24 protein-coding genes and 3 tRNA genes are annotated in these 25,963 nt (G+C 47.7%); 12 read left to right on the forward strand and 15 right to left on the reverse strand.

Translation table 11 applies throughout. The features are described from left to right. Positions 1-46 precede the first annotated feature (46 nt). Positions 47-1,135 (reverse strand): ketoacyl-ACP synthase III, encoded by a 1,089-nt coding sequence (locus EPB59_RS15030; RefSeq protein ID WP_154173573.1) that lies wholly within the window; start codon positions 1,133-1,135, stop codon positions 47-49. A 168-nt stretch (positions 1,136-1,303) separates the two neighbouring features. On the opposite strand from EPB59_RS15030, the gene trxC reads away from it, so the two are divergent. From trxC to EPB59_RS15045, 3 genes are all read left to right on the forward strand, one after another. Continuing rightward, positions 1,304-1,738, forward strand: coding sequence for a thioredoxin TrxC (trxC, locus tag EPB59_RS15035; RefSeq protein ID WP_114974443.1), 435 nt, complete (start codon positions 1,304-1,306; stop codon positions 1,736-1,738). Between the two features lie 188 nt (positions 1,739-1,926). After that, positions 1,927-3,081 carry an MFS transporter gene (locus tag EPB59_RS15040; protein WP_154173575.1) on the forward strand — a complete coding sequence of 385 codons (1,155 nt, stop codon included), beginning with the start codon at positions 1,927-1,929 and terminating at the stop codon, positions 3,079-3,081. Between the two features lie 126 nt (positions 3,082-3,207). Then, on the forward strand, positions 3,208-3,996 hold the full coding sequence (locus EPB59_RS15045) for a lipase family protein (protein WP_000803303.1): 789 nt from the start codon (positions 3,208-3,210) through the stop codon (positions 3,994-3,996). A gap of 32 nt (positions 3,997-4,028) precedes the next feature. Here EPB59_RS15045 and EPB59_RS15050 read toward each other — a convergent pair. The 9 genes from EPB59_RS15050 to EPB59_RS15090 form a co-directional block, all read right to left on the reverse strand. Continuing rightward, positions 4,029-4,102 (reverse strand) — tRNA-Cys (locus EPB59_RS15050). A 23-nt stretch (positions 4,103-4,125) separates the two neighbouring features. Next, a tRNA-Leu gene (locus EPB59_RS15055) sits at positions 4,126-4,212 on the reverse strand. A 184-nt stretch (positions 4,213-4,396) separates the two neighbouring features. Further along, positions 4,397-5,065: an arginine ABC transporter permease ArtM gene (gene artM, locus EPB59_RS15060; RefSeq protein ID WP_154173577.1), complete on the reverse strand. Its 669-nt coding sequence runs from the start codon at positions 5,063-5,065 to the stop codon at positions 4,397-4,399. Continuing rightward, complete coding sequence (gene artQ / locus EPB59_RS15065; protein WP_000244567.1) at positions 5,062-5,751, reverse strand: arginine ABC transporter permease ArtQ; 690 nt, start codon at positions 5,749-5,751, stop codon at positions 5,062-5,064. The genes artM and artQ overlap by 4 nt, the downstream gene beginning before the upstream one ends. 1 nt (position 5,752) lies before the next feature. Continuing rightward, positions 5,753-6,484, reverse strand: a complete 732-nt coding sequence (locus tag EPB59_RS15070) for an arginine ABC transporter substrate-binding protein (protein ID WP_154173579.1) — start codon at positions 6,482-6,484, stop codon at positions 5,753-5,755. Between the two features lie 73 nt (positions 6,485-6,557). Continuing rightward, positions 6,558-7,286 (reverse strand): arginine ABC transporter ATP-binding protein ArtP, encoded by a 729-nt coding sequence (gene artP, locus EPB59_RS15075; RefSeq protein ID WP_154173581.1) that lies wholly within the window; start codon positions 7,284-7,286, stop codon positions 6,558-6,560. A gap of 284 nt (positions 7,287-7,570) precedes the next feature. Then, positions 7,571-7,644: transfer RNA gene (locus EPB59_RS15080), tRNA-Cys, on the reverse strand. A gap of 167 nt (positions 7,645-7,811) precedes the next feature. After that, on the reverse strand, positions 7,812-9,257 hold the full coding sequence (gene viaA, locus EPB59_RS15085) for an ATPase RavA stimulator ViaA (RefSeq protein ID WP_055049990.1): 1,446 nt from the start codon (positions 9,255-9,257) through the stop codon (positions 7,812-7,814). Positions 9,258-9,265: 8 nt separating this feature from the next. Then, complete coding sequence (locus tag EPB59_RS15090) at positions 9,266-10,924, reverse strand: ATPase RavA domain-containing protein (RefSeq protein ID WP_055049991.1); 1,659 nt, start codon at positions 10,922-10,924, stop codon at positions 9,266-9,268. Positions 10,925-11,214: 290 nt separating this feature from the next. On the opposite strand from EPB59_RS15090, the gene EPB59_RS15095 reads away from it, so the two are divergent. The 4 genes from EPB59_RS15095 (at position 11,215) to EPB59_RS15110 (ending at position 14,030) form a co-directional block, all read left to right on the forward strand. Continuing rightward, complete coding sequence (locus EPB59_RS15095; RefSeq protein WP_055049992.1) at positions 11,215-11,730, forward strand: NUDIX hydrolase; 516 nt, start codon at positions 11,215-11,217, stop codon at positions 11,728-11,730. A gap of 8 nt (positions 11,731-11,738) precedes the next feature. Further along, positions 11,739-12,746, forward strand: a complete 1,008-nt coding sequence (gene ltaE / locus EPB59_RS15100) for a low-specificity L-threonine aldolase (RefSeq protein WP_195707168.1) — start codon at positions 11,739-11,741, stop codon at positions 12,744-12,746. Positions 12,747-12,878: 132 nt separating this feature from the next. Then, the gene (locus tag EPB59_RS15105) at positions 12,879-13,187 is read left to right on the forward strand and encodes a c-type cytochrome (RefSeq protein WP_154173585.1); all 309 of its coding nucleotides are present in this window, start codon (positions 12,879-12,881) and stop codon (positions 13,185-13,187) included. A 102-nt stretch (positions 13,188-13,289) separates the two neighbouring features. After that, positions 13,290-14,030, forward strand: coding sequence for a TetR/AcrR family transcriptional regulator (locus EPB59_RS15110; RefSeq protein WP_095470498.1), 741 nt, complete (start codon positions 13,290-13,292; stop codon positions 14,028-14,030). A 73-nt stretch (positions 14,031-14,103) separates the two neighbouring features. Here EPB59_RS15110 and EPB59_RS15115 read toward each other — a convergent pair whose 3' ends face one another. Together EPB59_RS15115 and EPB59_RS15120 are read right to left on the reverse strand one after the other, a co-directional pair. Further along, a complete protein-coding gene (locus tag EPB59_RS15115) occupies positions 14,104-15,372 on the reverse strand; it encodes a DEAD/DEAH box helicase (protein ID WP_154173587.1) in 1,269 nt (422 codons plus the stop codon). A 36-nt stretch (positions 15,373-15,408) separates the two neighbouring features. Then, a complete protein-coding gene (locus EPB59_RS15120) occupies positions 15,409-15,990 on the reverse strand; it encodes an ACP phosphodiesterase (RefSeq protein ID WP_154173588.1) in 582 nt (193 codons plus the stop codon). Positions 15,991-16,470: 480 nt separating this feature from the next. On the opposite strand from EPB59_RS15120, the gene EPB59_RS15125 reads away from it, so the two are divergent. Together EPB59_RS15125 and EPB59_RS15130 are read left to right on the forward strand one after the other, a co-directional pair. Further along, positions 16,471-17,673, forward strand: a complete 1,203-nt coding sequence (locus tag EPB59_RS15125) for an aromatic amino acid transport family protein (RefSeq protein ID WP_154173590.1) — start codon at positions 16,471-16,473, stop codon at positions 17,671-17,673. 195 nt (positions 17,674-17,868) lie between these two features. Next, a complete protein-coding gene (locus EPB59_RS15130) occupies positions 17,869-19,290 on the forward strand; it encodes a methyl-accepting chemotaxis protein (RefSeq protein ID WP_154173592.1) in 1,422 nt (473 codons plus the stop codon). A gap of 116 nt (positions 19,291-19,406) precedes the next feature. On the opposite strand, the gene galE is transcribed toward EPB59_RS15130, so the two are convergent. Continuing rightward, positions 19,407-20,423 carry a UDP-glucose 4-epimerase GalE gene (gene galE, locus EPB59_RS15135; protein WP_055044617.1) on the reverse strand — a complete coding sequence of 339 codons (1,017 nt, stop codon included), beginning with the start codon at positions 20,421-20,423 and terminating at the stop codon, positions 19,407-19,409. Between the two features lie 330 nt (positions 20,424-20,753). On the opposite strand from galE, the gene EPB59_RS15140 reads away from it, so the two are divergent. From EPB59_RS15140 to EPB59_RS15150, 3 genes are read left to right on the forward strand one after another with little or no spacing between them, the layout of a single operon-like run. Beyond that, a complete protein-coding gene (locus EPB59_RS15140; protein ID WP_000044783.1) occupies positions 20,754-21,494 on the forward strand; it encodes a 5-oxoprolinase subunit PxpA in 741 nt (246 codons plus the stop codon). A 3-nt stretch (positions 21,495-21,497) separates the two neighbouring features. Next, on the forward strand, positions 21,498-22,202 hold the full coding sequence (pxpB, locus tag EPB59_RS15145) for a 5-oxoprolinase subunit PxpB (RefSeq protein WP_154173594.1): 705 nt from the start codon (positions 21,498-21,500) through the stop codon (positions 22,200-22,202). Positions 22,203-22,211: 9 nt separating this feature from the next. Further along, complete coding sequence (locus tag EPB59_RS15150; RefSeq protein WP_154173596.1) at positions 22,212-23,141, forward strand: biotin-dependent carboxyltransferase family protein; 930 nt, start codon at positions 22,212-22,214, stop codon at positions 23,139-23,141. A 48-nt stretch (positions 23,142-23,189) separates the two neighbouring features. On the opposite strand, the gene EPB59_RS15155 is transcribed toward EPB59_RS15150, so the two are convergent. Both EPB59_RS15155 and EPB59_RS15160 read right to left on the reverse strand, forming a co-directional pair. Next, positions 23,190-24,623, reverse strand: coding sequence for an FAD-dependent oxidoreductase (locus tag EPB59_RS15155; RefSeq protein WP_154173598.1), 1,434 nt, complete (start codon positions 24,621-24,623; stop codon positions 23,190-23,192). Between the two features lie 108 nt (positions 24,624-24,731). Then, positions 24,732-25,898, reverse strand: a complete 1,167-nt coding sequence (locus EPB59_RS15160; protein WP_154173600.1) for a nucleotide sugar dehydrogenase — start codon at positions 25,896-25,898, stop codon at positions 24,732-24,734. Between the last annotated feature and the right edge of the window lie 65 nt (positions 25,899-25,963).

Genomic DNA, 25,963 nt, shown 5'->3' on the forward strand with positions numbered 1-25,963 from the left:
TAGGGCAAGTAAAACTTGCCCTATTGTTATTCCAACATTCAGAAAATCATTCTGATTGATGACGCTTGCAGTGCTCAATAGCCTTGCTCAACAGATCTAACGCCGTGTGATCACAAGAAGGCAATTGCGCATCGCTTTTACCCAGAGGCGTTATCCGCTCACCCCAGCGAATATGACCCGCACCCCACGTTAGCCCTGCGCCAAAAGCGGCGACCAACAGATCATCATGAGGTTTGATTTTACCTTGCTCTAACGCTTCGCATAGGGCAATCGGCACCGTGGCCGCGGAGGTATTACCGTAGCGATGAATATTGACAAAGGCTTTGTCTTGCGCGATGCCCGCCAAATCACACAGGGTTTGAATAATGCGGATATTGGCTTGATGCGGGATCACCACATCAATTTCTTCGGTCGATAAGCCGCTACGTGCCAGCACTTGCTGCGCCGCAGCACCCATGCCACGCACCGCGCGTTTAAAGATCTCTTTACCCACGAAATCAAATGCCCAGTAACCATTGTCTGCATCAAAACGATCCATCGCGGTTCCAAACTTAGGTACCGCTAAAATATCTCGTCCTTGGGCATCACAGCCAATTTGCGCATCTTGCAAGCCCACTTTTTGTTCGGTCTTGCTCAATACCACGGCACCTGCACCATCCCCAAACAGCACAGCAGTGTCTCGCTGCGTCCAGTCAAGATAGAAAGAGAGGCGCTCAGCACCAATCACCAAAGCATGGCGATAATGGCTCGCTTGCATCAAGCGTGTTGCGGTTTCTAAGCCATAGAGGAAACCGGTACAGGCTGCGTTGAGATCAAAGGCGGCGGCAGAAGGAATGCCTAAATTTTGCTGCACTTTTGAAGCAATATTGGGAATTAACGAATCCGGTGAACAGGTTGCCACAATAATCAGGTCTATCTCTTCAACGCTTACGCCCGCACAGGCAATGGCATGCTGAGCGGCCACGGTGGCGAGATCGGAAGTATTCACGTGGCTTATCCGACGCTGTTCAATCCCAGTACGTGATTGAATCCACTCATCGGAAGTATCAAGAAAGGTGCTCAAATCGTGATTGGAGAGCGTCGCAGGTGGCAGACATTTACCCCACCCGGTAATTTCGGCATAACATTGAGTCATAAAAATTCCGTCTATGCTGCTTATTGTAATTTGGCGGAGCGCCCCAAGATATTGAGCAACGCCCGTCGCCATTGTCGGCAATGGGCAGAAGTATACGCCGATTTTCGAACCATGGTTAACCATTGAGCTTAAACTGGTGACGAAAGCGCAAAATAAAGAGAGGAAGTCATGTCAACATTCAATACCCGCTGCCCATCTTGCCACAGCCTCAACCGTGTGCCAGAAGAGCGCATTACCGAAAGCCCAAATTGTGGCAAATGCCAAAGTGCACTACTCGATGGAGCACCAATTGAAGGTACTGAAACCAATTTTTCCGCGCTGCTGCAAAGCGACAAACCTGTCGTCGTCGATTTTTGGGCACCATGGTGTAACCCTTGTGTCGGCTTCGCACCGATTTTTAGTGATGTTGCCGCCGAGCGAAAAGGCCAGATCCGCTGCGTGAAAATTGATACCGAAGCGCAGCAAAACCTTGCTGCACATTTTCAAATTCGCAGTATTCCCACCATTATGGTGTTCAAAAATGGCCAACGCATCGACATGATCAATGGTGCGCTACCAAAATCTCAATTTGACCAATGGTTAAACCAAGCGCTGACTAAATAATCACATCTTGTAATCCACAATTAAGTTGGCATTTTCGATAAAATTATGCCAACTTAACTGGCAATTTCCCCGCCCTTTTCCTCAACAAGCAAAGTTTATCGTCAAGAACGTTTTTTTTCGTTTTACTCTGCGCACTATTCGTCCCATATTCGCGCCAACTGTTCCTTCTGCTGTTCCCGAGGCCTGCTGTGGAAATCCATTCTTCTGCACCAAACCGCATTGCGGTGCCTGTTATTGCGTTAACTCTGTATGCGATTGCCGCAGGCTACTTAATGAGCCTAGTGCCTTTAATGCTGCCGCATTACCAACTCGAATCTGATTTGGCCAGTTGGCTGGCAAGCGTTTTTTATGCCGGATTATTAGCGGGCGCGCTGGTTGCAGAGCCTTTCGTTAATCGTTTAGGCCACCGTAAAGCCTTTGTATGGTGCTTGAGCTTACTGCAACTGTCGATTGTGGTTATGCCGCTATTGCCCTACGCCAGTATTTGGCTCTTGGCGCGCTTGGTCGCAGGTATCGCCGTGGCCGGCATTTTTGTGGTGGTGGAATCTTGGTTACTGCATGGCGATGAACAAGGTCGCGCTAAGCGTCTTGGCATTTACATGGTGTCACTCTATGGCGGTACTGCACTCGGACAAATGGCAATTGGCCAACTGGGGGTGGCAGGTGCCGTGCCTTTTATTGCGATCACCACACTACTTTTGATTGCTTCCATGGTGCTGATGTACGTAGATTCGGATCAGCCTTCCACGCAGCAAGCCAGCTCACTTTCGTTGCGTCAGATTTTCACGCTCAGTAAAGCGGCGATGATCGGCTGCCTCGTTTCGGGCCTGACATTAGGAGCAATTTACGGTTTGATGCCGGTGGAACTTGCCAACCGTGGCATTAGCCATACTGATCTGGGTAACTTAATGGCGCTGGTGATTTTAGGCGGAATGGCGGTGCAACCTCTGGTGCCTTGGCTGTCTAAATTTTTAGGTCGCACTCTGCAGATGGCGCTGTTCTGCTTACTTGGCACAGCAGCCATCGCGCTGACCGTGTTCGATGATTCGCTGCTCGTACTGGGCATTAGCCTGTTTATTTTAGGCATGGCGACCTTCGCCCTCTACCCAATCGCGATTAATTTAGGCTGCGACAAATTGGATGCGAGCTACATTGTTTCCGCAACCCAAGTGATGCTGCTCAGCTACAGCGTAGGCTCGGTGGTTGGTCCGGTATTGGCCGATTGGTTTATGCAAGATCGCCACGGCTTGATGGCTTACTTGTTTGCCATTTTACTCGCGACTTGTTTGTATATGCTGATCAAAAGCGTCAAAACCAAACGCCAATGGGTGGCAGGCGAGTAACCTTCTTTTAGGGCAAGTTTCTATCACTCAGCGTGAGGGAGAGAAACTTGCTTTTCCGACCCAAGCTTAATCTAAGCTTCATATTTGCCCCATACAGTCATCATAAACCGAATCATTGATGTCACTGTGAAACCACTCAAACGCTACCAATACGAACGCTACGCCGTTTTGTGCAACCTCGCTTATCCGCGCATTTTTAAGCAAACACGTTACGGGTTTGATCCTAACGGACAGCGTGTGATCACCAATCAGTTTGGCAAAATCATGATCCGTGTGTTGTGGAGCCGAGCGAGCGATGAAGTAGTCGTTGTCATTAAAGGCTCACACAGCCTCACCGACTGGCTACTCAACTTCGCGGTTTGGACACGCAGTTGCCGCCATTTAGGACTGCAATACCGCATTCATGCCGGCTTTTATCACTTACTGCATCAAGAGAGCCAACCGAGCCGCAACCAAGATACGCTTGGCATGACGGTGATTGAAAAACTGGAACAGACCCTACTGCCGCTGATTGAACAAGGCAAACGCATTGCAATCACCGGCCACTCTTCCGGCGGCGCGATTGGCTGCGTGTTTGCGGACTATTTTGAGCGAAAATATCCACGCACGATCAAGCGAGTCGTCACTTTTGGTCAACCTGCGATCGGGGATTGGCGCTTTCCGAAATACTATGGGCTAGCTCATAAAACCTATCGCATCTGCTGCGATCTGGACATCGTAACCTTCATGCCGCCCGTGCCATTTCTGTACTGGCATGCCGGAAAACTACTCTGGCTGTACAACGGCAGAATTTACGAAAATACACCAACATGGGAGCGTTTAGGACGTTCGATCATCAGTTGGTTAATTCGACCGTTTTCTTATCACTTGATGAGTAAATACATCCGCAATAAAGATTTTTTTGATGAACGCTAGAAGGAGTTTTGTATCAACAAGAGAGAAAATAATGGAGGCGCGTCCCGGAGTCGAACCGAGGTTCACGGATTTGCAATCCGCTGCATGGCCACTCTGCCAACGCGCCTAAGTGATGTGTCTTGAGGATGATGGTGCCCCGGGCCGGACTTGAACCGGCACGACTCGAAAGTCGAGGGATTTTAAATCCCTTGTGTCTACCGATTTCACCACCAGGGCAACGCATACTGCGATGGAAGACACCATCTGTTCTAACGAGCTTTGCCGCTAGAACGAGGCGTACTTTAACGGATTAAGATTTCTGGTCAATAAAAAATTTCAGCAATTTAATCAAGTGATTAAAAAGCACACCATAGCGTACAAATGGCGTGCACAACGCACAAAAACCATTCAAAACTAAAAATCAATAAGCCTCAAACGCTAACGCTTTTTTCTCGATTTGGCGGAAGATCAGGGTCAGAACTCCGTTCACTGCAAGGTAAAATGCCCCAGCAATCCCAAAGACTGTCAGCGTATCGTAGGTTTGGGCGTTGATGCGCTGCGCGTAGCCCATCAAATCCATAATGGTGATCGTGCTGGCCAGCGAAGTGCCTTTAAAGACGAGAATCACTTCGTTGGAATAGGCTGGCACTGCTCTGCGTAATGCATAAGGCAGCAACACCCGTAGCGTAGCGATTTTGTTCATGCCTAATGCGCGGCACGCTTGCCACTGTCCGCTAGGAATCGCGTTAAATGCGCCTTTAAACAGTTGCGTACTGTACGCCGCCGTGTTGAGCGCCAAAGCCAGCATAGCGCAGAACCAAGGTTGGCTGAGCCATACCCAAAGTACGCTTTCGCGGATCCATTCAAACTGCCCAGGGCCGTAATACACCAAGAAAATTTGCACTAACAGCGGTGTACCGGTAAACAAGGTGATCACCGCACGGCTAAACCAATGCACGACGGGTGTGCGCATCACTAAGCTTACGGTCATCAAGAGTGACAATATGCAACCCACCAGCAGCGAAGCCGCCGTCAATTGCAAACTGATGCCTAAACCTTCAAACAGTTGCCATAGGTGTTGCTCTTTCATGCGCTGGCTCCTTGGCTATGGCTCATGCCTTGTATCGAGAACTTGTTATCAATGACTTTGACGGCGCGCTGCGTGATCAATGTGATCACCAGATATACCGCTGCCGCCGTTGCATACCAAGTAAAGGCTTCATGGGTTGCGGCCGAAGTGAGCTGCGCTTGCTTGAGCAGATCCGTCACCCCAATCAAAGAAACTAGCGCCGTATCTTTAAGTAGCACCAACCATTGGTTCATTAAGCCGGGAAGTGCGTGGCGTACCGCTTGCGGCAGCACAATACGAATAAATGCATGGCTGGGCGGAATTCCTAACGCGCTGGCCGCTTCACGCTGTCCTCTACCCACGGCTTTGAGTGCACCGCGCAACGTCTGCGAAGCGTACGAAGCAAAAATCAGCGAGAGCGCAATCACACCAGAGATAAACGGGCTGATCTCAATAAATTCACCAGTGATGAAAAACAGCACTTGGGTCGAGCCAAAGTAGATAAACAGCACCACCAAAAGCTCAGGCAAACCGCGGATCACGGTGACCAACAAGGTGGTTGGCCATTTGATCAATTTCAGTTTTGCCATTTCACCGCCAGCAAACACCAGTGCCAGCAGTAACCCGACCAGCAAGCTGGCCAACGCAATTTGCAGCGTCATCCAGCTTGCTTGTACCAGTGATAAAGAGTAGCCCGTTAACACCATCTTAGTTTCCGAAGTACTTATTGAAGATCGCGGCGTATTCGCCATTTTCTTTCACGGCTTCCAACGCGGCGTTCAGTTGATCAAGCAGCGCTTGGTTATCTTTATTGACGGCGATGCCAAAGCCATTACCGAAGTACTGTGCACTCGTGACACGCTCACCGACGTAAGCGAGGTTGTTATCCCCCTTAAACCACTCCGCGACAACGGCCGTGTCACCGAATACCGAATCAATACGGCCATTTTTCATATCGATGAACGCATCTTGGTAGCTTGAGTATGGCACCGCGACCACGTCCGACAGTTGCTCAAGTAGGAAACTTTGGTGAGTCGAGCCATTTTGCACACCAACACGTTTGCCTTTCAGCGCGGCTTGATCCGCCACTTTGCCCGTCAGAGAAACGAAGGCGGCTGAGTTGTCGTAGTACGGATTGGAGAAATTCACCTGCTCTAAACGCGCTTCGGTGATGTCCATTGCCGAAATGGCGGCATCATAACGTTTGAATTTCAGTGCTGGAATCAAGCTGTCAAACGCTTGGTTGTGAAAGCTACATTTCGCTTCAAGTTGCTTACACAGCGCATTGGCTAAATCCACATCAAAACCTTGGATTTGGTTGTTCTCATCCATGTATTCGAACGGCGCGTAAGTCGCTTCCATCACAAACTTGATCTCTTGTTGCGCAGCTGCGCTAGCAGAAACCAAACCAATCAAAGACGCGAGTAGGATCTTTTTCATTGCAATACTCCATGTGTTCTGCGAAATCTGGCGCATCAATGGCCAGAATCTGTGGGCTAATATCAGTAACTTCTTAATGTTTTAAATAATCGGCAAACTGCTGGGTCTGCGGATGAGTAAAGGATGCGTGCGTGCCGTGTTCAACAATGCGCCCTTTTTCGAGGTAGAGCACATGGCTGGCGATTTTCTTGGCGAAGTCGACTTCATGGGTCACCACCACTTGCGTGATCCCTGTTCCACTTAACTCTTTGATGATTTTAACAACTTGATTGGTGATCTCAGGATCCAGAGCCGCTGTCGGCTCATCAAACAGCAGTACATCCGGCTTCATCATCAGTGCACGCGCAATCGCCACTCGCTGCTGCTGGCCACCCGAAAGTTGTAGCGGCCACGCATCGGCTTTATCTGCCAGTTGCAACGTTTTCAGGATGTCCATCGCTTGCTGTTTAGCTTGCGTTTTCGCGATACCTGCGACTTTCACGGGGGCTTCCACCAGATTTTCCAGCACGGTCATATGCGGCCATAAATGGTATTGCTGAAACACCATGCCCACTTTGCGACGTAGCGCTAAGCCTTGCTGTTCAGTCGGATGCGTTGAGAAATCAAACGATTGATTGGCGATATGCAGTTGACCGTTATCGGCCGTTTCAAGAAGATTGAGCACGCGCAGCAAAGAACTTTTACCCGCACCACTAGGGCCAAGTAACACCAAAGTTTCGCCTTTCGCGCATTCAAAATGGATGTCGTGCAGCACCTGAGTGGTGCCATAAGACTTGTTAATTCCGTTAACTCGAATACTCATGCTGACATACTGCATTAATTATCATCTGGCGTTCATACTACTACGAACGTATTTTTATGCAATAAAAATGTATAAAAATCAAAACCGCAGACTATTTGTATAAAAAAACGTCACAAGAATAGCAAAAACGACTGGTTAAACCACAGACAGATGCGTAAAGCGTGATAAGCAAACAGGAAAGACTCAATAGGGAGCGATGGGATAAAGAGCGAGGACTTGATTGAAGAAATGCAGACACAAAAAAACCAGCACTTGGCTGGCTTAAGCGATGACTTCAAAAGAAATGGAGGCGCGTCCCGGAGTCGAACCGAGGTTCACGGATTTGCAATCCGCTGCATGGCCACTCTGCCAACGCGCCTCTGAAGCCAAACGAAGGCTGTGCTTCGTTGCTTGCGCTGCGTACTTTACGGATTATGCGAGATGAGTCAAACAAAAAAATGAAATGCCGGATCGTTTGCTGAGAATTACAACGATTTGTTTAACGAGCACGCGAAATAGCACACTACGACATAGGTTTATCACCCGTTACCATTTCTTCATTAAACGCCCGACCAAACTTGGATGATAGCTCCAGCAGTGATCAAACATGCTCATCAACTGCGGGTTACCGTATTTAGAGAGGCTAATTGCATGGAAGCGATTTTTACGAGCTTTCAGTGCAGCGACTTTTGCCAGCAGTTCTTCACTCTGTTTCGGTGCAATGAAATCCGACATGACCACTAAATCACCGTTGCGGTATTTATCGCTACTCATTAACTCGATGGATTTTAAAATCACTGGCTCAAAGTCTGTACCGCCGTGGAAGGTGTAGCTGAGAAAATCGCTCGCTTCACGTAACCCATCTTGGCGAGTTAATTCATAAGTAATGAACTCGGAGGAAAACAGCATCACATAACAATCACGATCTTCTGCCAGCGCGATTTGCATTAAGGCGTAAGCCATGGCTTTGGCACATTGTTCTGGGAAACCACTCATCGATCCTGAGGCATCAACGCAAAGTACAAACGGTCCTTTTTCGATATCAACCTGTTTGTTGTCAGGACGATGGGCACGCACCTTACGCAGAGTGCGTGATTTCCCCTGCATGCGATAATTCATTAACCGTTTGTCGACTAAGTGCTTATAAAACACCACTTCCAGTTCTGGGTAAGCCAAGAACATGGTTTCGTTGGGCAATAATTTATTCAGATCGTCGCTTTCGTGAATGCCGACAATATCATCGGTGGCTTCGTCCGAACGTTCCTCAACCATTTGTAGCTCTTCAGCGGGCGCACGGTTGAGATCAGGATCGTCCACCTGTCCTGCCATTCGTCCAAGTTGTTCAGCGATCTCCTGCATCCCTTTGTGTTTTTTGAGGAACTCTGCGTAACGCTTCATCACACTCAAATCACCACGGCTTAATTTTGCAGAGGCCATATCCCAAAGGCGGCCGACGATCGCCTCATCACCTGCAGCGGTGACATTATCCATATTGCGCATAGTTTCCATGCGCTGATAAAGATCGGCAAACATGCGTTCTTTATTGGCAGTAAGTTCTAGTAACTGAGCTTGGCGAATCGCATCGGACAGGGACTTATACCATTGATCGCAAAAGAAATGAGGAAACATCGGGTTATGGTGTAGCTGCTCTTTTTCGATCAAGCGGCGCGCTTCCAAATAAAATGCAGAATCCCACTCTAGCTTTTTGAGCACCTCAGGGACTTGCGTGAAGAAGGTTTCCTCATCCCAATGAATCACTTCTTGATAAAGTGCTAACTCACGCTGGAAACGCTCCGTTTCGCACACTTTGGTCATGCGGCGGCGAACATTACTGCGCCATTTGAGTAGGTGGTTTTTCACCGAGGTGCCGACACCTCGGTTTTCTGCCATCATCATGACCTGTGAACGCGCGATCAAATCATTGACCGCAGTGTCAATTAACCCTGACTCCGCAATGCTTAACACCAGATTGAACGCATCCGCACCCAGCATAACAACCCCTAGGCAAAAAATTGATTGAGATTGCGAATACGCATTACGCTGCGCTCACATTCCACCTGCGTGGATTCCAACTGCTGCTGCAGCGAATGCAAGGTTGCCTCCATCGCAGTGGGTAGCTCAGGATCAATAAAGCTGTGTGGCAACGCATCATGAAATTTCAAACGCACTTTACGCAGATGATGTTCGGCATGGGTGAGTTGCGCCATGGCTTGGTTCGCTTTCGCCAACCAGTTTTGATAAAGCGTTTCCTCCAAGCCTTGTTCAGTTACCATCGACACGAGTACCGAACGGTTGGCGATGTCTTTAATCACCAGATTGTTGCTGGCATCGAGATCAAAACGCAGCCGGCAAAGGTTGGTGTTTTGGTTGACGTAACCATAGGCTTCACCATGCCCCTCTTTAATGACGCGCTCTAATTCACTTTTCTGTACGTAAATCCAACGGCTATCGCCTTTCTCACCTTCGGATACGGACATATTACTTTGAAGCAGCACGAGTTTGATCAGATTTGCAGTGACGCCTACTTTGTAAATTTTAGCGTCCGAGAGGTCATATTGGTGGTGAACTTGCTTTTTGATTAATCCATTGGATGTTTCGAGTGAAAGCACCATCGCAAACTCTGACTCTAACTCTTCTTGAATCTGGTTTAACTCAAGGCGGCAGAGATCTAATTGTTGTTCAACTTCAGCTTGGTCAAAAGCGTAACGCAGAGCAAACTCGCGGATCACTTCATACACCACCTCGTGAGACTCTGGGGTATTCCACAAGCAGTTTTGTAATAACAACAGATCCAGAGGATTGATCTCATCACGGCCATTAAAAAAGGCACTGGCTTTCAAAAGTTTTGCGGCTTTTTTCCAACGTCGGTCAGAAACATACATTTCCAGATCCGAACCGGCGCTGTCTTTTGAGCGTTCTTCAACCATATTTTTCAGCTGGTACAGCTTTTCAAACACATCATCGCTGAGTTCGAGCTTGTCGAGCTGTGTCTGCCATTGGTGGTACTCTGCATCGGTGATCGGCAGCCCTGCGGGTACTTGTGCTTCTTGCGCCGTTCCAACCGTCAACATGGATTTGAAGTTTTGTTTGTTTTGAATTCGGTTAACGAAGATACGCACTAACATCCGGTCGTAAAGTGCTTCAAGTCCGCTGTCTTCATCGGGTAATTCGTTGGAAGCGGTGACTAGCAAGCGCATCGGTACACGTTCTATATCACTGCCGTTTTTAAAGGTTTTTTCGTTCACAACGGTCAATAAGGTGTTGAGAATCGCAGGGCCAGCTTTCCAGATTTCATCCAAAAAAACCACTTGTGCGGTTGGCAGGTAGCCTTTGGTTAAGCGCACGTAGCGACCATTATCTTTTAATTCTTGAATACTGAGTGGACCAAACACTTCTTCTGGTGTCGAGAAGCGAGTCATTAGGTATTCAAAGTAGCTACTGTTGTCGAAGGCTTGGATCAAACGTTTTGCGATCAAACTTTTGGCGATCCCAGGAGGGCCTAACAAAAACACGCTCTCACCCGCGAGTGCCGTTAATAAGCAGAGTTTAATGGTATTTTCTCGCTCATACACACCATCAGAGAGCGCTTTAGCCAGCTTATTGATTCGCTCTGAAAGCAGCGCTTTTTGCGCGTGAGAGCCAGTAGTCGGTTGCAGCATCTCTTCATTCCTCGGACAAGAAACCCAACTGGGTCAAATAGAATTCATAAACAATGAGTTTATACATTTGTTGTGTATTTGTTACAAAGTGTATTTTTTGTTTTGCTCACCCTTATAACAGATCTCATTTCCTTGAAACAACTGGTAATCATTGATTGCACATTTCATGGCTCAACTTCTCACCAATTCATTCCAAGTCGCTCAAAAAGTGTAATTTATTCTTGGGGATGCTGCTTAACGTGAGTTAAGGTAACCCTTTCATCACAACGCTTCGTGTTACAAGACATCCCATGAGCAAAATCATCCATCAATGGAAAAGCATCGCGCTGATCGAGGAAGAAGTTTTGCTTCCTAATGGTCATTCAGTTACGCACACCACCATCGCTCACCCTGGCGCGGCCGTGATTTTGCCAGTGACAGAGCAAGGAGACATTGTGCTCATTCGCCAGTTTCGTCCTTCTCTTAACAAGTGGTTAATCGAGCTACCCGCTGGCACCATAGAGCAAGACGAGCCGCCCTTAGCCTGCGCCCAACGCGAGCTGGAAGAAGAAACGGGGTTTAGCGCCACGCAATTTATTGAATTAGGTCAAGTGACGCCATTAGCTGGATTTTGTGATGAAATCCAACATCTGTTTGTCGCCAAAGGCCTGAGTAAAACGGCTCGTTATTCTTGCGATGAGGACGAAGTGATTGAAGTCCTAATTCTTACTGCGCAAGAATTGGAGTACAAAATTATTGCTGGCGATATTACCGATTCCAAAACCATTGCTTGTTTAAGTAAAGCCAAACTTTGCGGATATTTGTAGGAGAAAATATGGACTTTCGTTCGGATACAGTAACCCAACCTACCGAAGCTATGCGTTTCGCTATGGCGCAAGCCCCTGTCGGTGACGATGTGTATGGCGATGACCCCACAGTCAACGAATTAGAACAGTGGGCAGCCGAACGCCATGGCTTTGAAGCTGCGCTGTTTACCACCTCAGGCACTCAAGCCAACTTATTAGGCTTGCTTGCTCACTGTGAGCGAGGCGATGAATATCTTTGTGGTCAACAAGCCCATAACTATCGTTATGAAGCTGGCGGCGCCGCGGTACTCGGCTCGATCCAACCTCAACCGATCGAAAACGAACCTGACGGCACTCTCGATTTTGCCAAACTTAAAGCGGCGATCAAACCTGATGATGCCCACTTCGCGCGTACCAAACTGCTCAGTTTAGAAAACACCATCAATGGTAAAGTGTTGCCTTTACGTTATTTGGCACAAGCACGTGACTTCGTAAATCAACATGGTTTACAGCTGCATCTCGATGGTGCTCGTGTGTACAACGCTGCTATTGCACTGAATGTGGATGTGAAAGAAATCGCGCAATACTTTGACTCCATGACTGTGTGCCTATCCAAAGGGTTAGCGGCACCTGTCGGCTCATTACTGTTGGGCTCTCACGAATACATCGCCAGAGCAAGGCGCTGGCGAAAGATGGTCGGTGGCGGTATGCGCCAAGCGGGTATTTTAGCCGCAGCGGGTAAATTGGCGCTGACCGAACAAGTCGCGCAGCTCAAAATCGATCATGACAATGCCCACTACTTGGCGCAAGAACTTAACAAGTTGCCGGGTTTCTCCGTTAACATGCAATGGGTTCAAACCAATATCGTATTTGCGAAGTTAGAAGCGGATATTGATATCACCATGATCGCAACTCGCTTGCATCAAGAGGGCATCACCATTACGCCAGGAAATCCGCTGCGCTTAGTTACTCATAAAGACATTACTCGCAGCGATATTGAAACTTTTCTTGCCAAGCTGAAAACCTTGCTCGCTTGATCTCCAAAGGTTGATAATTAAGCTCCCACCGCCGCATGGATAAGTCATAACCCTTGCTTTAACTCTTGAGCTTCCCCTTAGGGGAAGCTTTATACTGCGCGCCATCTACTGAATGTTGATTTGGAAACAACAATGCACCGCTTATGGACCTTTATTTTTCTCTCTTTGTTGTCTAGTCATGCCTTCGCCGCGGGCGATCCGATTCTTGGTCAGCAAAAAGCCCAGAGTTGCGTTTTTTGCCATGGCAGTGATGGTATCGCCACCCAATCGAGCTATCCTAATCTTCATGGTCAAACCGCAGACTACCTGTTTCAATCCATGAAAGCCTATCAACAGGGCGAGAGAAATGGCTCAATGGCTGACATGATGAAAGTACAGCTGCAGCGTTTGAATGATCAAGATTTGCGCGACGTTGCCGCATTTTATGCATCAAAACCGTAAGTTTTCTCGGCAAATCCCGCTTTTATGCGAAATGGCGATGAAAAGTGCACGCAGATCTGGTAAAAACGAGGCGTTTCAGTGACCGCTAAACGTTAGGTTGACATGATTGAAAAAAAACAAGGGCGCCGTAGTGCACAAGACGCCCAAAAAACGCGCTATCACATCATTACTATTGCCGCAGAACTATTCTGCGAGCTCGGCTACTCACGCGTTTCACTACGCCATATCAGTGAAAAAGCGGGCGTTTCGCACAGCTTGATCCGCCACCATTTCGGCAGTAAAGAGAAAATTTGGCACAGCATTAGTGACGGTTTACACGCCTACATGATTCGCTATATGCAAACGGTATTGCAGGCGATCCCAACAGAAACCCCAGTCAACGTTAAACTTTACTACTTCCTCATGCGAATGTTGGCTCACGGTCTGATCATCAAGCAACCGATCCAGTTGATTGCTGACGCCGTACGCCAAGAAGATAAATTATTCGATTATTTCCTCGATACTTCTGGAGAGATTGAACGCTTGGTTGAATCCTTGGCGGACGACTACAACCGGCAGCACCCTAAAACTCCGATCCACTTGTGGGAAATCAAATGGCAGCTGATTATGTACACTCACAGCGCCGCCAGTTTGACGCCTTTTATGCGTGCAACTTGGGCACCGGAAATTGAAGACGTTTCCGCCTGTTTACTCAAACATTGGCAGTTGTTTAACGCTTTGATGGTTGAGAAATTTCATGTCGCCAAGCCTTACATTATGCAGCCGACGTCCGTTGATGCACTGGTGTATACCTTGAACTGTGATTGGCGCGATTTCTATAAAGAAAGCGAAGAGTGGGATTAGACTAAAAATAAAAGCGCAATACGGTTCCGCTTTGAAAGCGGATACCCATATAGCGCTTTTATTTTGGCTGCGTTTAACGCGCTTTTTTACCGCGTTGCGCGTGGATCTTAAGCTGTGCTTTCATTTTGCGCTTTTCTGCCGAACGCCCACTAGAGCGGCGCGGTGAATTCTCCTCACGTACTTCTGGGCTTGGCTCAAAACCTTTCAACCACTCTTGTGGAAGACGCGTGTTCAGTAGACGCTCAATCGCTTCCAATTGTGGTGTTTCATCGTGTGACAGCAGAGAAACCGCCAAACCGGCTAACCCTGCGCGGCCAGTACGCCCGATACGGTGCACATAATCTTCCGCTTTAAACGGCATGTCATAGTTCACCACTTGCTCAAGCTGGGCAATGTCTAGCCCACGTGCCGCCACATCAGTGGCAATCAAAGCACGGACTTTACCCGCTTTGAAGTCATCCAGTGCTTTTTGGCGTGCTCCTTGGCTTTTATCGCCGTTAATCGACACCGCTTTGATGCCATCTAGCTTTAACTCTTTGGCAAGTGCGTCACTCCCCTGCCGAGTTTTGGTAAACACCAACACCTGTTGCCAATTTTTAGAACCAATCAAGTAAGCAAGCAGTTCACGTTTACGCTTTTTATCCACCGGATACACCATCTGCTGCACGGTTTCTGCCGTGGAATTCGATGGCGTCACTTGCACTTCGACCGGATCACGCATGATGCGATAAGCCACCGCTTTGATTTTGCTATCGAAAGTTGCAGAGAAAAATAGCGTTTGACGCAGTGGCGATAAACGGCGCAACACGCGCTGGAGATCCGGCATAAAGCCCATATCGAGCATGCGATCCGCTTCATCAAGCACCAAAACTTCAACTTTGCCCAAAAACAGCGATTTGACATGAGCGTGATCGAGCAAGCGACCCGGTGTCGCAATCAATATATCCACACCACCACGCAGATGGTTAAGCTGAACCTTCATACTCGTGCCACCATAAACGGCCACGATCTTAAGTTCAGTCCCCTTTGCGTAGGCTTGCAGGCTATCCAGCACTTGCTGGGCTAACTCACGAGTTGGCACTAGCACTAACGCGCGGATCTCTTTGCTGTTCTCTTCCCGCACCCAAGGTTGTTCAATAAATCGTTGGATCAAGGGCAGACCAAACGCTGCCGTTTTTCCTGTTCCGGTTTGCGCACCTGCCAGCACATCTTTTCCTTGCAATACATGCGGAATGGCTTGCTGCTGGATCGGGGTGGGATTGACGATTCCCAGATCGCTCAACGTATTCAGCAAATGAGGATCTAAGCCGAGTTGCGAAAAAGTGATGGGGGTTTCTGACATGTCGCGTACCTAATAACTTTTGGGCCGCGGATTGTATCAAAGTGAACGGCGTTTGGCTTTCTCTAAAACATCAAGATAAAGCGTATCAAACAACGCTTGTAACTCAGTGTAATTTTCCTCAAGTGCCACCGCACTGTGGACCAAAGGCTGCATCCGATCACTGCGCTGAGCCATTCGGCTAAGCGCATAACGAATATTGTCAAAATCCATATATGATTCAAGCCATTGACCTTGCCACATGGCCTGATTAACTCGCACAAAACGCTCCGGTAACGCCTGTGTACTTTCTGCGGTAATGCCCTGTTGTGCGTGACTCAGAAATTGCGTTAAAGGCTCAGCATGCCAACTCGACCAAGTATTGACTAAGCAGTGATCCCAAAAAAGATCCAAAGCAATCGGAGCAAAGCGTTGCTGTGGGGTGGGAAAGAGCAATTTTGATGCTTTCATCACTGGGTGGCTATCGGTATAAGCATCAACCCAGCGATGTAAACGGATACCTTGCACTACACTCTGCGGATACTGATTTGTCGGATCACCTTTGACAAAATCCCCCAATAAATTGCCTAACAGGCTACTTCGGCAATGATGGGCAATATGCAGATGGGCAAGAAAATTCATATGAAGTGTCACATTCGGCTTTAAACCGAAGTGGGAAGATTATGCTGGTGTAACGTCTGATGACTCTTGAGCTTCGGCTTGGTAATGGCTCAAGGTAAAACCAATTTCCATCGCATCAAGCAGCTCTAAGCACTCATCATATTGACTGTGGTCACTCATGGTTGACCTCCTTCTTTAACTCTTTTCTTTATCCTTTTAACCATTCTTGATGAAGCTTTTATGACAAGCTCAATCAGAACGCGATTAAGATGTACCACAGCTTGCATTAACTACCAAGATTTCTTTCTACGGAAAAACTGACCACACTTGAAGTGTAAAATAAAAATTACACTTTCGGATTTAAATTTTTACAAACTGATTGACGCAAATGGAAAGCTTCTACAGAATAGCCAAAAACTAGCGAAACAAGATTAAATACTGATTAAACTTCGCACAAACCACTAAACATAGCATCATACAACGTACAAAAGAGTTTACAAAATGGCACAATCAAAGCTTTTAGGCAGTACTTTGATTATCGCGGGCACCACGATTGGTGCAGGAATGCTAGCGCTGCCTCTAGCTTCCGCAGGTATCGGTTTCTCTACATCATTAATCATTATGCTGGGCTTGTGGATGCTGATGGCATTTACCGCACTGTTGATGGTGGAAATCCACCAGTACGCAGAAAAAGAAGCCACCTTGCATACTCTTGCTAAGCAAATCTTAGGTGATAAAGGCAAATGGGTAGCCACTTTTGCCATGCTGTTTCTGTTTTACTCACTCTGTGCGGCCTACATTGCGGGTGGTGGTGCCCAATTTACCCAACGCATTTCTGATTTCACTGGCGTTGCGGTAGAAGGTTCAAGTGGTACTTTGTTGTTTACCCTGATTGTCGCCTTAGTCGTTACCATTGGTACTGGCACCGTGGATCGCGTTAACCGCGTTTTGTTTGCAGGGAAAATGATTGCGATGGTGGCAGTGCTGTTCTTCCTCGCTCCTAATGTTTCTCACTCTTACCTGCTGAGTATGCCGATTGAGCAAGGTTTAGTGGTTGCGGCAATTCCGGTTATTTTCACGTCGTTTGGTTTCCACGGCAGCATTCCTGCCATTGTCAATTACTTGGATGGCGATACGCCTGCGCTACGCAAAGCGATTTTGATTGGTTCTGCGATTCCACTCGTGATCTACATTTTCTGGCAACTGGTGACTCTCGGAGTAGTAAGCCAATCAGCCTTACTCGACAACATGGGTTTAACCGCGCTGATCGGTGTGCTATCGACCACGGTTCATCAGTCCAACCTAAGCAATATCATTGGCGTGTTCGCGGATCTGGCTCTACTGACTTCCTTTTTAGGCGTAAGCTTAGGCTTGTTTGAATTTATGGGTGATTCTCTGCGTAACAAACAAGGCAAAATGAACCGCCCTCTGGCTTCTGTCGTCACCTTTTTACCACCACTGATCTTTGCGCTGTTCTACCCACAAGGTTTTATTATGGCGCTGGGTTACGCGGCGATTGCCCTCGCGATCCTAGCCATCTTTTTGCCCTTGATAATGGTGGTGAAAGTACGCCAACAAGCCACTGACCAACATTACCAAGTTACTGGTGGAAATATGGCTCTGATACTCACAGGCTTAGTAGGATTTTTCATTATCAGTGCACAAATTTTTATTACGCTAGGCGTGTTACCCGCTCTGGGTTAAAGGCCTATCTAAAACAGAATCTAGGGCGAATATTGATGTATTCGCTCTGTTTTTATGCAACAGAAAATATTTGAATTAAACCACAAAATTAAGCCAACCAAAGGATCGCATTTCATTTTTATAAGATGCAAATCTCACTTTTGTCACTAAAATCGGGTTACCTTGTGCCAGCAATTTTGCTAGGCAGGAACCATTATGAAAGAAGTTCAATTCAGGACGATTGATCGAATCTTCATCCGTATGTCAATCAATGACAAAATGTGGGTGATTTTTTTACTGTTTCTTACTGCAATCACTACGATTGCAGGCGCTCGTTACTGGCACACCTTAACCAGCATTGAGCAGCAATCACAATTGGCGGTCGAATACAAATTACAAGGGTTACTTAACCATCCCGACCCAGCCCAGCTCCCGATGTTAAAAGCTCAAAACCGGTTAACGGAAACGGCTTACTCACAAGGGATAGTTACGGCCAGTGCCACCAGCTCAAGCGGGCAAGTATATGCTTATAGTGAATCGATGCAGCAGTATGAACAGCCTGCACGCGAACAAGCCCTGCACAGTTTTTTATTGGCCTACCTATGGGCAATTCCTTTTGCAATTTTTACCTATTGGGTCGCCACTTTCATTGGTGGTGCGCTATGGGTGCTTTATTCCACGACTCAGAAAATCGCCGACGGTGATCTGACGTCGCGATTGGGATTTCATCCGGGGCGTGATGAGTTTGGGACGATTGGCTGTGCTCTGGATAAGGCGATGGATACGCTGTCAGAACTCATTGTGGCAGTAAAACAAAACAGTGCGACGCTAAGTGACACTGCCAATACTTTCGCACAAGAAGTGAAAGAATCTGAAATTCAGATCCAAAATCAATACAGTTCGCTGGATTCTGTTGCTACCGCCATGGAACAGATGACCGCATCGGCAGAAGAGGTGTCTAGCACTTCACAAAGAGCCACAGAGCAAACCGAGCAGGACACGCAACAAGTTGAACGCAGCCAGCAACGCGTCAAAAAAGCCATTCAAGATATTGAACAGCTTTCTCGCTATATCGCACAGGCGTCTTCCTCGGTTGAAACTCTCAATACCAATGCCACGCAAATCAATGCGGTGATCACCACCATTAATGCGATTTCGGAACAGACCAATTTGCTTGCCCTCAACGCCGCAATTGAAGCCGCAAGAGCCGGTGAGCAAGGTCGCGGATTTGCCGTTGTCGCCGATGAAGTACGGACTCTGGCAAGCCGCACCCAATCCGCGACCGTTGAAATCCAAGCAATGATCGAAAAGTTGCAAGTGGAAAGCCAAAATATTGCCAAACTGACTGAGCAAACCGTTAGCCAAGCACATACCAGCAGCCAATTAGTGAGTGAAGTGGGTAACGATGTACAAGCCATCGCTCATTCTGCACAGTTGATTAACGATCTTAGTGTGCAGATTTCCACATCCGCCACAGAGCAAAGCTCAGTGGCTAGCGGAATTTCTTCGGAGCTGAGCGATATTCGTAGCCAATCCAACACCCTACGCCGTGTCGCGCAACAAACCTCTCAAGGAGTGAGTGAGATCACTCAAGCAACACGTAACTTAGGCGATATTTTGTCTCGTTACCGCACTTAACTGCTCACCCGTCTTGGAGCATCGGCTCGAAGGTATGAAAGTTATAAAGCAAACGCCCATCAGAATGATGGGCGTTTTCGTATCAGATATCGGTTTGATGGACAACCTTGGGGCGTTTACGCTTCAGGATAACCTTGTGGGTTATTAGACTGCCAACGCCAAGCATCTTCAGCCATATTATGTAGGGTACGGGTTGCTTTCCAATCAAGATCTTGCATTGCTTTAGCTGGATCTGCCCAATATTCAGCAATGTCACCAGGACGGCGTTCAACCAATTTGTAGGGAACCTCGCAGCCCGAAGCGGCTTCAAATGCCTTAACCACATCTAATACGCTGTAACCATTACCCGTGCCGAGGTTATAAACATGTAATCCAGCACGTAAACCTACTTTTTGCAGTGCTGCGATGTGGCCATCCGCTAGATCCATCACGTGAATATAGTCACGTACTCCTGTGCCATCTTTGGTCGGATAATCATTTCCAAACACTGAGAGAAACTCACGGCGACCTACCGCTACTTGCGAGACAAACGGCATCAGGTTATTTGGAATGCCTTGTGGATCTTCACCTAACTCACCAGATGGATGAGAGCCCACTGGGTTAAAGTAACGCAGTAGCGCAATACTCCAATCTGGATTGGCTTTTTGAAAATCCGTTAAGCATTCCTCTACCATTAATTTACTCCGACCGTATGGATTGGCTGCTTTAGTCGGAAAAGATTCCGTAATTGGCACTGAGGCAGGCTCCCCATACACGGTTGCAGATGAGCTAAATACCAAAGATTTAACGCCAGCTTCACGCATAGCGGCCACCAACACTAAAGTACCGTTGACATTGTTGTCATAATACTCAAGTGGCTTTTGTACCGATTCACCCACCGCCTTTAAGCCAGCAAAATGCACCACCGCTTCAATCTGATGCTGCTTCATCAGTTCAACCAACAGAGCTTGATCACGAACATCACCCTGTACAAACAGAGGGCGACTACCTGCAACTTTTTCAATACGCTCAAGCACAGTAGATTTACTGTTATATAAATTATCTAGGATCACTGGGGTCATGCCCGCTTGAATCATCTGAATGCAGGTATGGCTGCCGATATAACCCATGCCACCTGTCACTAATACTTTCATGCCTAGCCTCCTTGATGTTTTCGGCGATTGTAACGGCTTTTTAGCGTTCACCAACGCATTGATGCTTCTGGATTTACAGAATAACTCGCACTATACCTTAATAAATTGCCTCGGATCTGAGATCCAGACTTCAGTTTCTAGAAACATCGTTTCATTTTTAAAAGAGACGGTTATGCCATGCATCGCTCAAAAAAGGAACCAATGCTATTTTTCATTCTCACTGGATGACATTCACACACGCAAATTTAGTTACTCGAAAGCAAATTCGGCTGACGAAATCCTGCTTTTTCGCTACCTTAACGGACAGAATTGACAAAAGGATGTACAACAGTGAGCAAACGGACGATTCAACTCAATTGCGATATGGGTGAAAGCTTCGGTATTTGGACTATGGGAGCCGATGAAGACGTGATGCCTTGGATTGACATGGCCAATATCGCTTGCGGTTTTCACGCATCTGATCCCCATGTCATGAGTCGTACCATAGATCTCGCGCTTGAACACCAAGTCATGATCGGAGCTCATCCTAGCTACCCTGATTTGCAAGGTTTTGGTCGTCGTTCGCTGGCAATGAGCGAACAAGAAATCAGTGAAATCATTCTTTATCAGGTTGGAGCACTGAAAGCACTGTGTGAAAGTAAAAATGGTCAGTTGAGTTACGTTAAGCCTCATGGCGCGCTGTATAACGACATGATGAGCGATCCCAGTATCTTTCGTGCGGTGGTCGATGCGGTTTCCTGTTTTAATTTGCCCTTGATGGTACTCGCTTCTGCCAATAACCAAGACTATCTCGATATTGCCGATCGCTTTGATGTACCGCTGCTGTTTGAAGCCTTTGCCGATCGCACTTATCTCGCCAATGGAAAACTGACACCACGCTCTCAGCCCAATGCAGTTCTTACGACTGATGAAGATATTTTGAGCCAAGTCCGGCAAATCGCTCGCTACGGTAAAGTCACCAGTTCAGATGGTTTTGTGATCCCGATTGAAGCCGATACCTTATGTGTACACGGAGATAATCCAAATTCGATTGCTTTGATCGCGCGAATTCGTGCGGCCTTGGATGAATAAAGCATGTCCATCCCATTTGAGATTGAACCGATTGCCGAAGGCAGTTTACTGGTGAGCTTTCAACACCCGGCCAATGCAACGTTAGCGATTCATATCGGCGAATGTGCTCGTGACATCATGCAGAATTTTGCGCATGGACTGATGAATGTCACGCCTTCCTACACCACTTTGCTGATTGACTACCTTCCCTATCGTTTAGCACAAAACGATCTGATGGCTCAATTGACTTCCCTGCTAAACCAACCTCGGCAGATGAATCAAACCAACACAAATATCATTGAGTTGCCCGTTTACTACCATCCCGATGTGGGGCCAGATCTCATGCGCTATCAAGAACAAGGGCTTTCGTTACAAGAGGTGATTCAATTACATACGTCAGTGACTTACACCGTATGCGCTATTGGTTTTGCGCCGGGTTTTGCCTTTATGACTGAAGTGGCTGAACCGCTACGCCGACCTAGACGTGCCACGCCGCGTTTGATGCTACCAAAAGGCAGCGTGGGCATTGCCGAGAATCAGACTGCGATTTACCCCAACGCCTCACCGGGCGGTTGGAATATTATCGGTAACTGTCCAGTGGCTTTGTTTAACCCTAACCAAACACCGATGTCGCCATGGCAAATTGGCTCCCAAGTGCGATTTTGTTCTATTGAACGAGAGGAGTTTGTTCAGTTAGGCGGCATCATTCAGCCACAACGTTTTCAATAAGGAAGAAAGATGCAAGGGATGCTAAAGGTGCTCAAAGCCGGGCCAATGACCCTACTTCACGATTTGGGACGTTATGGCTTCAGCCATTTGGGCATTAGCCCGTCAGGCCCCTTGGATGAATACGCTTACAGTTGGGCTAACCATTTGCTTGGCAATCCAGTCAATCAAGCGACGTTGGAGATCACTTTAGGTCCCGCTGAATTTCGTTTACAGCACGATGCGCAGCTCGCAATCACAGGTGGCGATCTCAACGCGACTCTCGATGACGTCTCCATTCCGAATTGGAGCCGCTTTTATGCACAGAAGGGGCAAATTCTACGCTTTGGTTTGCCACGCAACGGACTCCGCGCTTATCTCGCGGTTCAGGGGGGATTTGCGATAACGCAGCAGCTTGGCTCAGTCTCGACTCACATTCGACAAGGCTTAGGCGGTTTGCACCAACAAGGGCAAGCGTTACAGCAAGGTGATGAGTTGGCCTTTGACTCCTTACAAATCGCCCTAAAACCCGCACATATGACCTTCCGCTTCCGCCCTGATTACAACTTACCTTTGCGGCTCAGAGTGATTGAGAGTTACCAACATAGTCAATTTTCTCAATCGGCAATAGAGTGCTTTTATCACAGTAAGTTTGTGGTGACGCCAAACAGCGATCGCATGGGTTACCGCTTGCAAGGTGAAAGCGTGACACCGCCAGAACAGCCTATTTTGTCGGAAGGGATTGCCTTAGGTGCCATTCAAATTCCACCCAACGGGCAACCGATCATTTTGCTTAATGATCGACAAACTATTGGTGGTTACCCCAAACTCGGTTGTGTCGCGAGAATTGATTTACCCCGTTTAGCACAAGCTAAACCGGGGCATTCGGTGCAGTTTGTGGCTGGCGATCTCGCAGGGCTACAAACGGTATGGTGTCGATGGGCGCGTTTTTTCGGTTACTGAGTCTGAGGTTACTAAGCTTGAGGTTACTGAACCTTTCTGATGACCGTTTTAAAGCCCGTACACTTTGGCTAGTGCTGTGGGGTAACCACGCTCTTGGGTTAGAGTGATGGCATGCTGTTCAACTTGTTCTGCTGTTAATGCCATGCTCAGCGGATGTTCGTTTTCGATGGAAAACGCCGTGTGAGTTGGCCTCAGTTGCCACACTTCCACCAACTGCCGAGCCGCACGCAATGCAGAAGATCCCTTCACGACTTCCAATCTCGCGTAGTGATTCGCTTCAAAGCTGACATCCGCTGCGCGCAACGTCACATCATCACCGGGAATTTGCTGCGCCCCAAACAGTGGCGTTCCTGCGTATTCTGCATTGCCAAACGCAGGCACAAACCGGCTCATGTGTTCTATCGCTCGCTGTGTACGATCTTGTTGAGCGGTCATCGGCCAACCGCGTGCAATTTTCTGCTGTAGATAACTCGGTAATTGAGGCTGCGCTGAATCAGCACTGGATGCCACTAGACCATCAGAAAACAGGGTGATCGCCACTGTCATTCCGTGCAGTTGGAACGTTCCATCCGCATAAGGCGTTAACTGCGCCATACCATCGTCACTGCCACGTGGTCCATGGAAGATCACTTCCGGCCACCATTGATGACACGCAGGCCAATGGGTCACATACGCAGCCTTAAACTCCACCAAACGCTGTCTGTGGTGGCTTGCCATATCGTCCACCTGTCCGGTTTCAAAGCCACAAGCATTGACCAGATAATCAACCGTCTGCGTGTAGCGCTCACCTTGCGCATCCTGATAGGTTAATCGCCACTGGTTATCTTGATACTGTGCATCAACAAGCTCAGTACGTAGCATCACTTCACAATTAGGCAGTGCGGCAAGCGTGAGATCCACACTCGCCGCGAGACGAAATACGCTCCAACCATACTCTTGCACCAACACCACTGGGTATTTGAGTTGGTCCAAATCCGCGTTTTGTGCAAAAGGTATGACCCAATCATCATCACTGCGTGGCGGGTTAGGCTGCACCGCTTGCGCCAGATGCTCCAACTCTTCACGTTGATAAAGGCGGTAATAGTTTTCAACTTCACCCAATACTTTATTAGCCGGATCTTGCTCGACCATCTGCCAGTAAGCATTTTGAATGGTTGCCAGTCGCGGCAAAATATCTTGTGGTTCACCCGGATCCGATTTTGGAATGGTGATAAGGGTTGGACGCACATTTAAGGTATGTGGATAAAGGCGAACGGTTTCAATCGATTGTTCAAGCAAATCAATACACTGCTGCTCAGAGATTTCTCGATAGAGATTTCCCCCCGCATGCAAATGACAAATGGGTGGCCCACTGACTAAACCCGCGCCTTTTTCCATTAATAGCACATTCAATCCAAGCTCACCCAAGTGAACGGCCGCGGTTGCACCAGCAATACCGCCACCTATGATAGCAATTCGGGGATCTTGAGATCTCAATGTCATATTTTACCTACAGTTACATCAAGGCGAAGAAAAGTGGCTGCTATTCTAAAGGGTATGAAACGTTAATAAAATCACATTTTTTACGAGGACTTATCCTTTACGGATCACTCAATCTTGCCCAAACAGATCGCGGGTATAAATTTTTTCCTGCACATCGTCGAGTTCTGCCACCAGACGATTGGTCACAATCACCTCAGCCATCGCTTTGAACTGCGCTAAATCAGTAATGACAGGAGAGCCGTAGAACGTCGATTCGCTGAGCACTGGCTCGTAAATCACAACGTCGATACCTCGGGCTTTGATGCGTTTCATAATCCCCAGAATTGACGAAGCGCGATAATTGTCAGAGCCCGCTTTCATGATCAACCGATAAATCCCCACCACTTTAGGATTTCGATTCAAAATTGAAAACGCGATATGGTCTTTACGTGTGGTATTGGCATCAACAATGGCACGAATCAAGTTATTCGGTACATCTTCAAAATTACGCAGCAACTGGCGGGTATCTTTCGGTAAACAGTAACCTCCATAACCAAAGGAAGGGTTGTTGTAGTGGTTCCCGATACGAGGATCCAGCCCCACTCCTTCAATAATCTGTTGGGTATCTAAACCATGAGTTTCCGCGTAAGTATCCAACTCGTTAAAGAAAGAGACACGCATTGCAAGATAAGTATTGGAGAAGAGTTTGACCGCTTCAGCTTCGGTCGAATGAGTCAACAAAATAGGAATGTTGGTTTTCTTTGCACCCTGAGCTAATAGCTCGGCAAAGGCTTGGGCGCGCTCTGACTTTTCCCCAACAATGATCCGAGATGGGTATAAGTTGTCATACAAGGCACGCCCTTCGCGTAAAAACTCTGGCGAAAAGATCAGGTTGTTACAGCACAGCCGTTGTTTGATGCGTTTGGTGTAACCCACTGGCACGGTGGATTTAATCACCATGATGGCCTGTGGATTGTTCGCCAACACATCATCAATCACCGCTTCCACGGTTCGTGTATCAAAGTGATTAGTTTGTGGGTCATAGTCGGTAGGCGTGGCGATCACGACAAACTGTGCGTCTTGGTAGGCGTCTCGTTTATCGCAAGTCGCTCGAAAATTAAGGGGTTGATGCTGTAGAAAAAATTCAATTTCGGGATCGGCGATCGGTGAAATCTTATCATTAAGCTGCTCTACTCGGCTGACCACGATATCCAATGCGACCACTTCATTATGTTGAGCCAGCAGTATTCCATTCGATAATCCTACATACCCCGTTCCTGCAATGGCAATTTTCATGGCGGATCCCTTTCACTTGATGCCCTTTCTCCCGACCCAAGCGGTTATCGGGAGAGATTCAAGTT

The organism is Vibrio metoecus (assembly GCF_009665255.1).
GTDB classification, from domain to species: Bacteria; Pseudomonadota; Gammaproteobacteria; order Enterobacterales; family Vibrionaceae; genus Vibrio; species Vibrio metoecus_B.

Excerpts from the sequence above, each read along its gene's own strand:
- EPB59_RS15030 (WP_154173573.1), bottom strand. The coding sequence starts at position 1,135 with ATGACTCAATGTTATGCCGAAATTACCGGGTGGGGTAAATGTCTGCCA.
- trxC (WP_114974443.1), top strand. The coding sequence starts at position 1,304 with ATGTCAACATTCAATACCCGCTGCCCATCTTGCCACAGCCTCAACCGT.
- artM (WP_154173577.1), bottom strand. The coding sequence starts at position 5,065 with ATGAAAGAGCAACACCTATGGCAACTGTTTGAAGGTTTAGGCATCAGT.
- artQ (WP_000244567.1), bottom strand. The coding sequence starts at position 5,751 with ATGGTGTTAACGGGCTACTCTTTATCACTGGTACAAGCAAGCTGGATG.
- EPB59_RS15070 (WP_154173579.1), bottom strand. The coding sequence starts at position 6,484 with ATGAAAAAGATCCTACTCGCGTCTTTGATTGGTTTGGTTTCTGCTAGC.
- artP (WP_154173581.1), bottom strand. The coding sequence starts at position 7,286 with ATGAGTATTCGAGTTAACGGAATTAACAAGTCTTATGGCACCACTCAG.
- viaA (WP_055049990.1), bottom strand. The coding sequence starts at position 9,257 with ATGCTGGGTGCGGATGCGTTCAATCTGGTGTTAAGCATTGCGGAGTCA.
- EPB59_RS15090 (WP_055049991.1), bottom strand. The coding sequence starts at position 10,924 with ATGCTGCAACCGACTACTGGCTCTCACGCGCAAAAAGCGCTGCTTTCA.
- EPB59_RS15095 (WP_055049992.1), top strand. The coding sequence starts at position 11,215 with ATGAGCAAAATCATCCATCAATGGAAAAGCATCGCGCTGATCGAGGAA.
- ltaE (WP_195707168.1), top strand. The coding sequence starts at position 11,739 with ATGGACTTTCGTTCGGATACAGTAACCCAACCTACCGAAGCTATGCGT.
- EPB59_RS15105 (WP_154173585.1), top strand. The coding sequence starts at position 12,879 with ATGCACCGCTTATGGACCTTTATTTTTCTCTCTTTGTTGTCTAGTCAT.
- EPB59_RS15110 (WP_095470498.1), top strand. The coding sequence starts at position 13,290 with ATGATTGAAAAAAAACAAGGGCGCCGTAGTGCACAAGACGCCCAAAAA.
- EPB59_RS15115 (WP_154173587.1), bottom strand. The coding sequence starts at position 15,372 with ATGTCAGAAACCCCCATCACTTTTTCGCAACTCGGCTTAGATCCTCAT.
- EPB59_RS15120 (WP_154173588.1), bottom strand. The coding sequence starts at position 15,990 with ATGAATTTTCTTGCCCATCTGCATATTGCCCATCATTGCCGAAGTAGC.
- EPB59_RS15125 (WP_154173590.1), top strand. The coding sequence starts at position 16,471 with ATGGCACAATCAAAGCTTTTAGGCAGTACTTTGATTATCGCGGGCACC.
- EPB59_RS15130 (WP_154173592.1), top strand. The coding sequence starts at position 17,869 with ATGAAAGAAGTTCAATTCAGGACGATTGATCGAATCTTCATCCGTATG.
- galE (WP_055044617.1), bottom strand. The coding sequence starts at position 20,423 with ATGAAAGTATTAGTGACAGGTGGCATGGGTTATATCGGCAGCCATACC.
- pxpB (WP_154173594.1), top strand. The coding sequence starts at position 21,498 with ATGTCCATCCCATTTGAGATTGAACCGATTGCCGAAGGCAGTTTACTG.
- EPB59_RS15150 (WP_154173596.1), top strand. The coding sequence starts at position 22,212 with ATGCAAGGGATGCTAAAGGTGCTCAAAGCCGGGCCAATGACCCTACTT.
- EPB59_RS15155 (WP_154173598.1), bottom strand. The coding sequence starts at position 24,623 with ATGACATTGAGATCTCAAGATCCCCGAATTGCTATCATAGGTGGCGGT.
- EPB59_RS15160 (WP_154173600.1), bottom strand. The coding sequence starts at position 25,898 with ATGAAAATTGCCATTGCAGGAACGGGGTATGTAGGATTATCGAATGGA.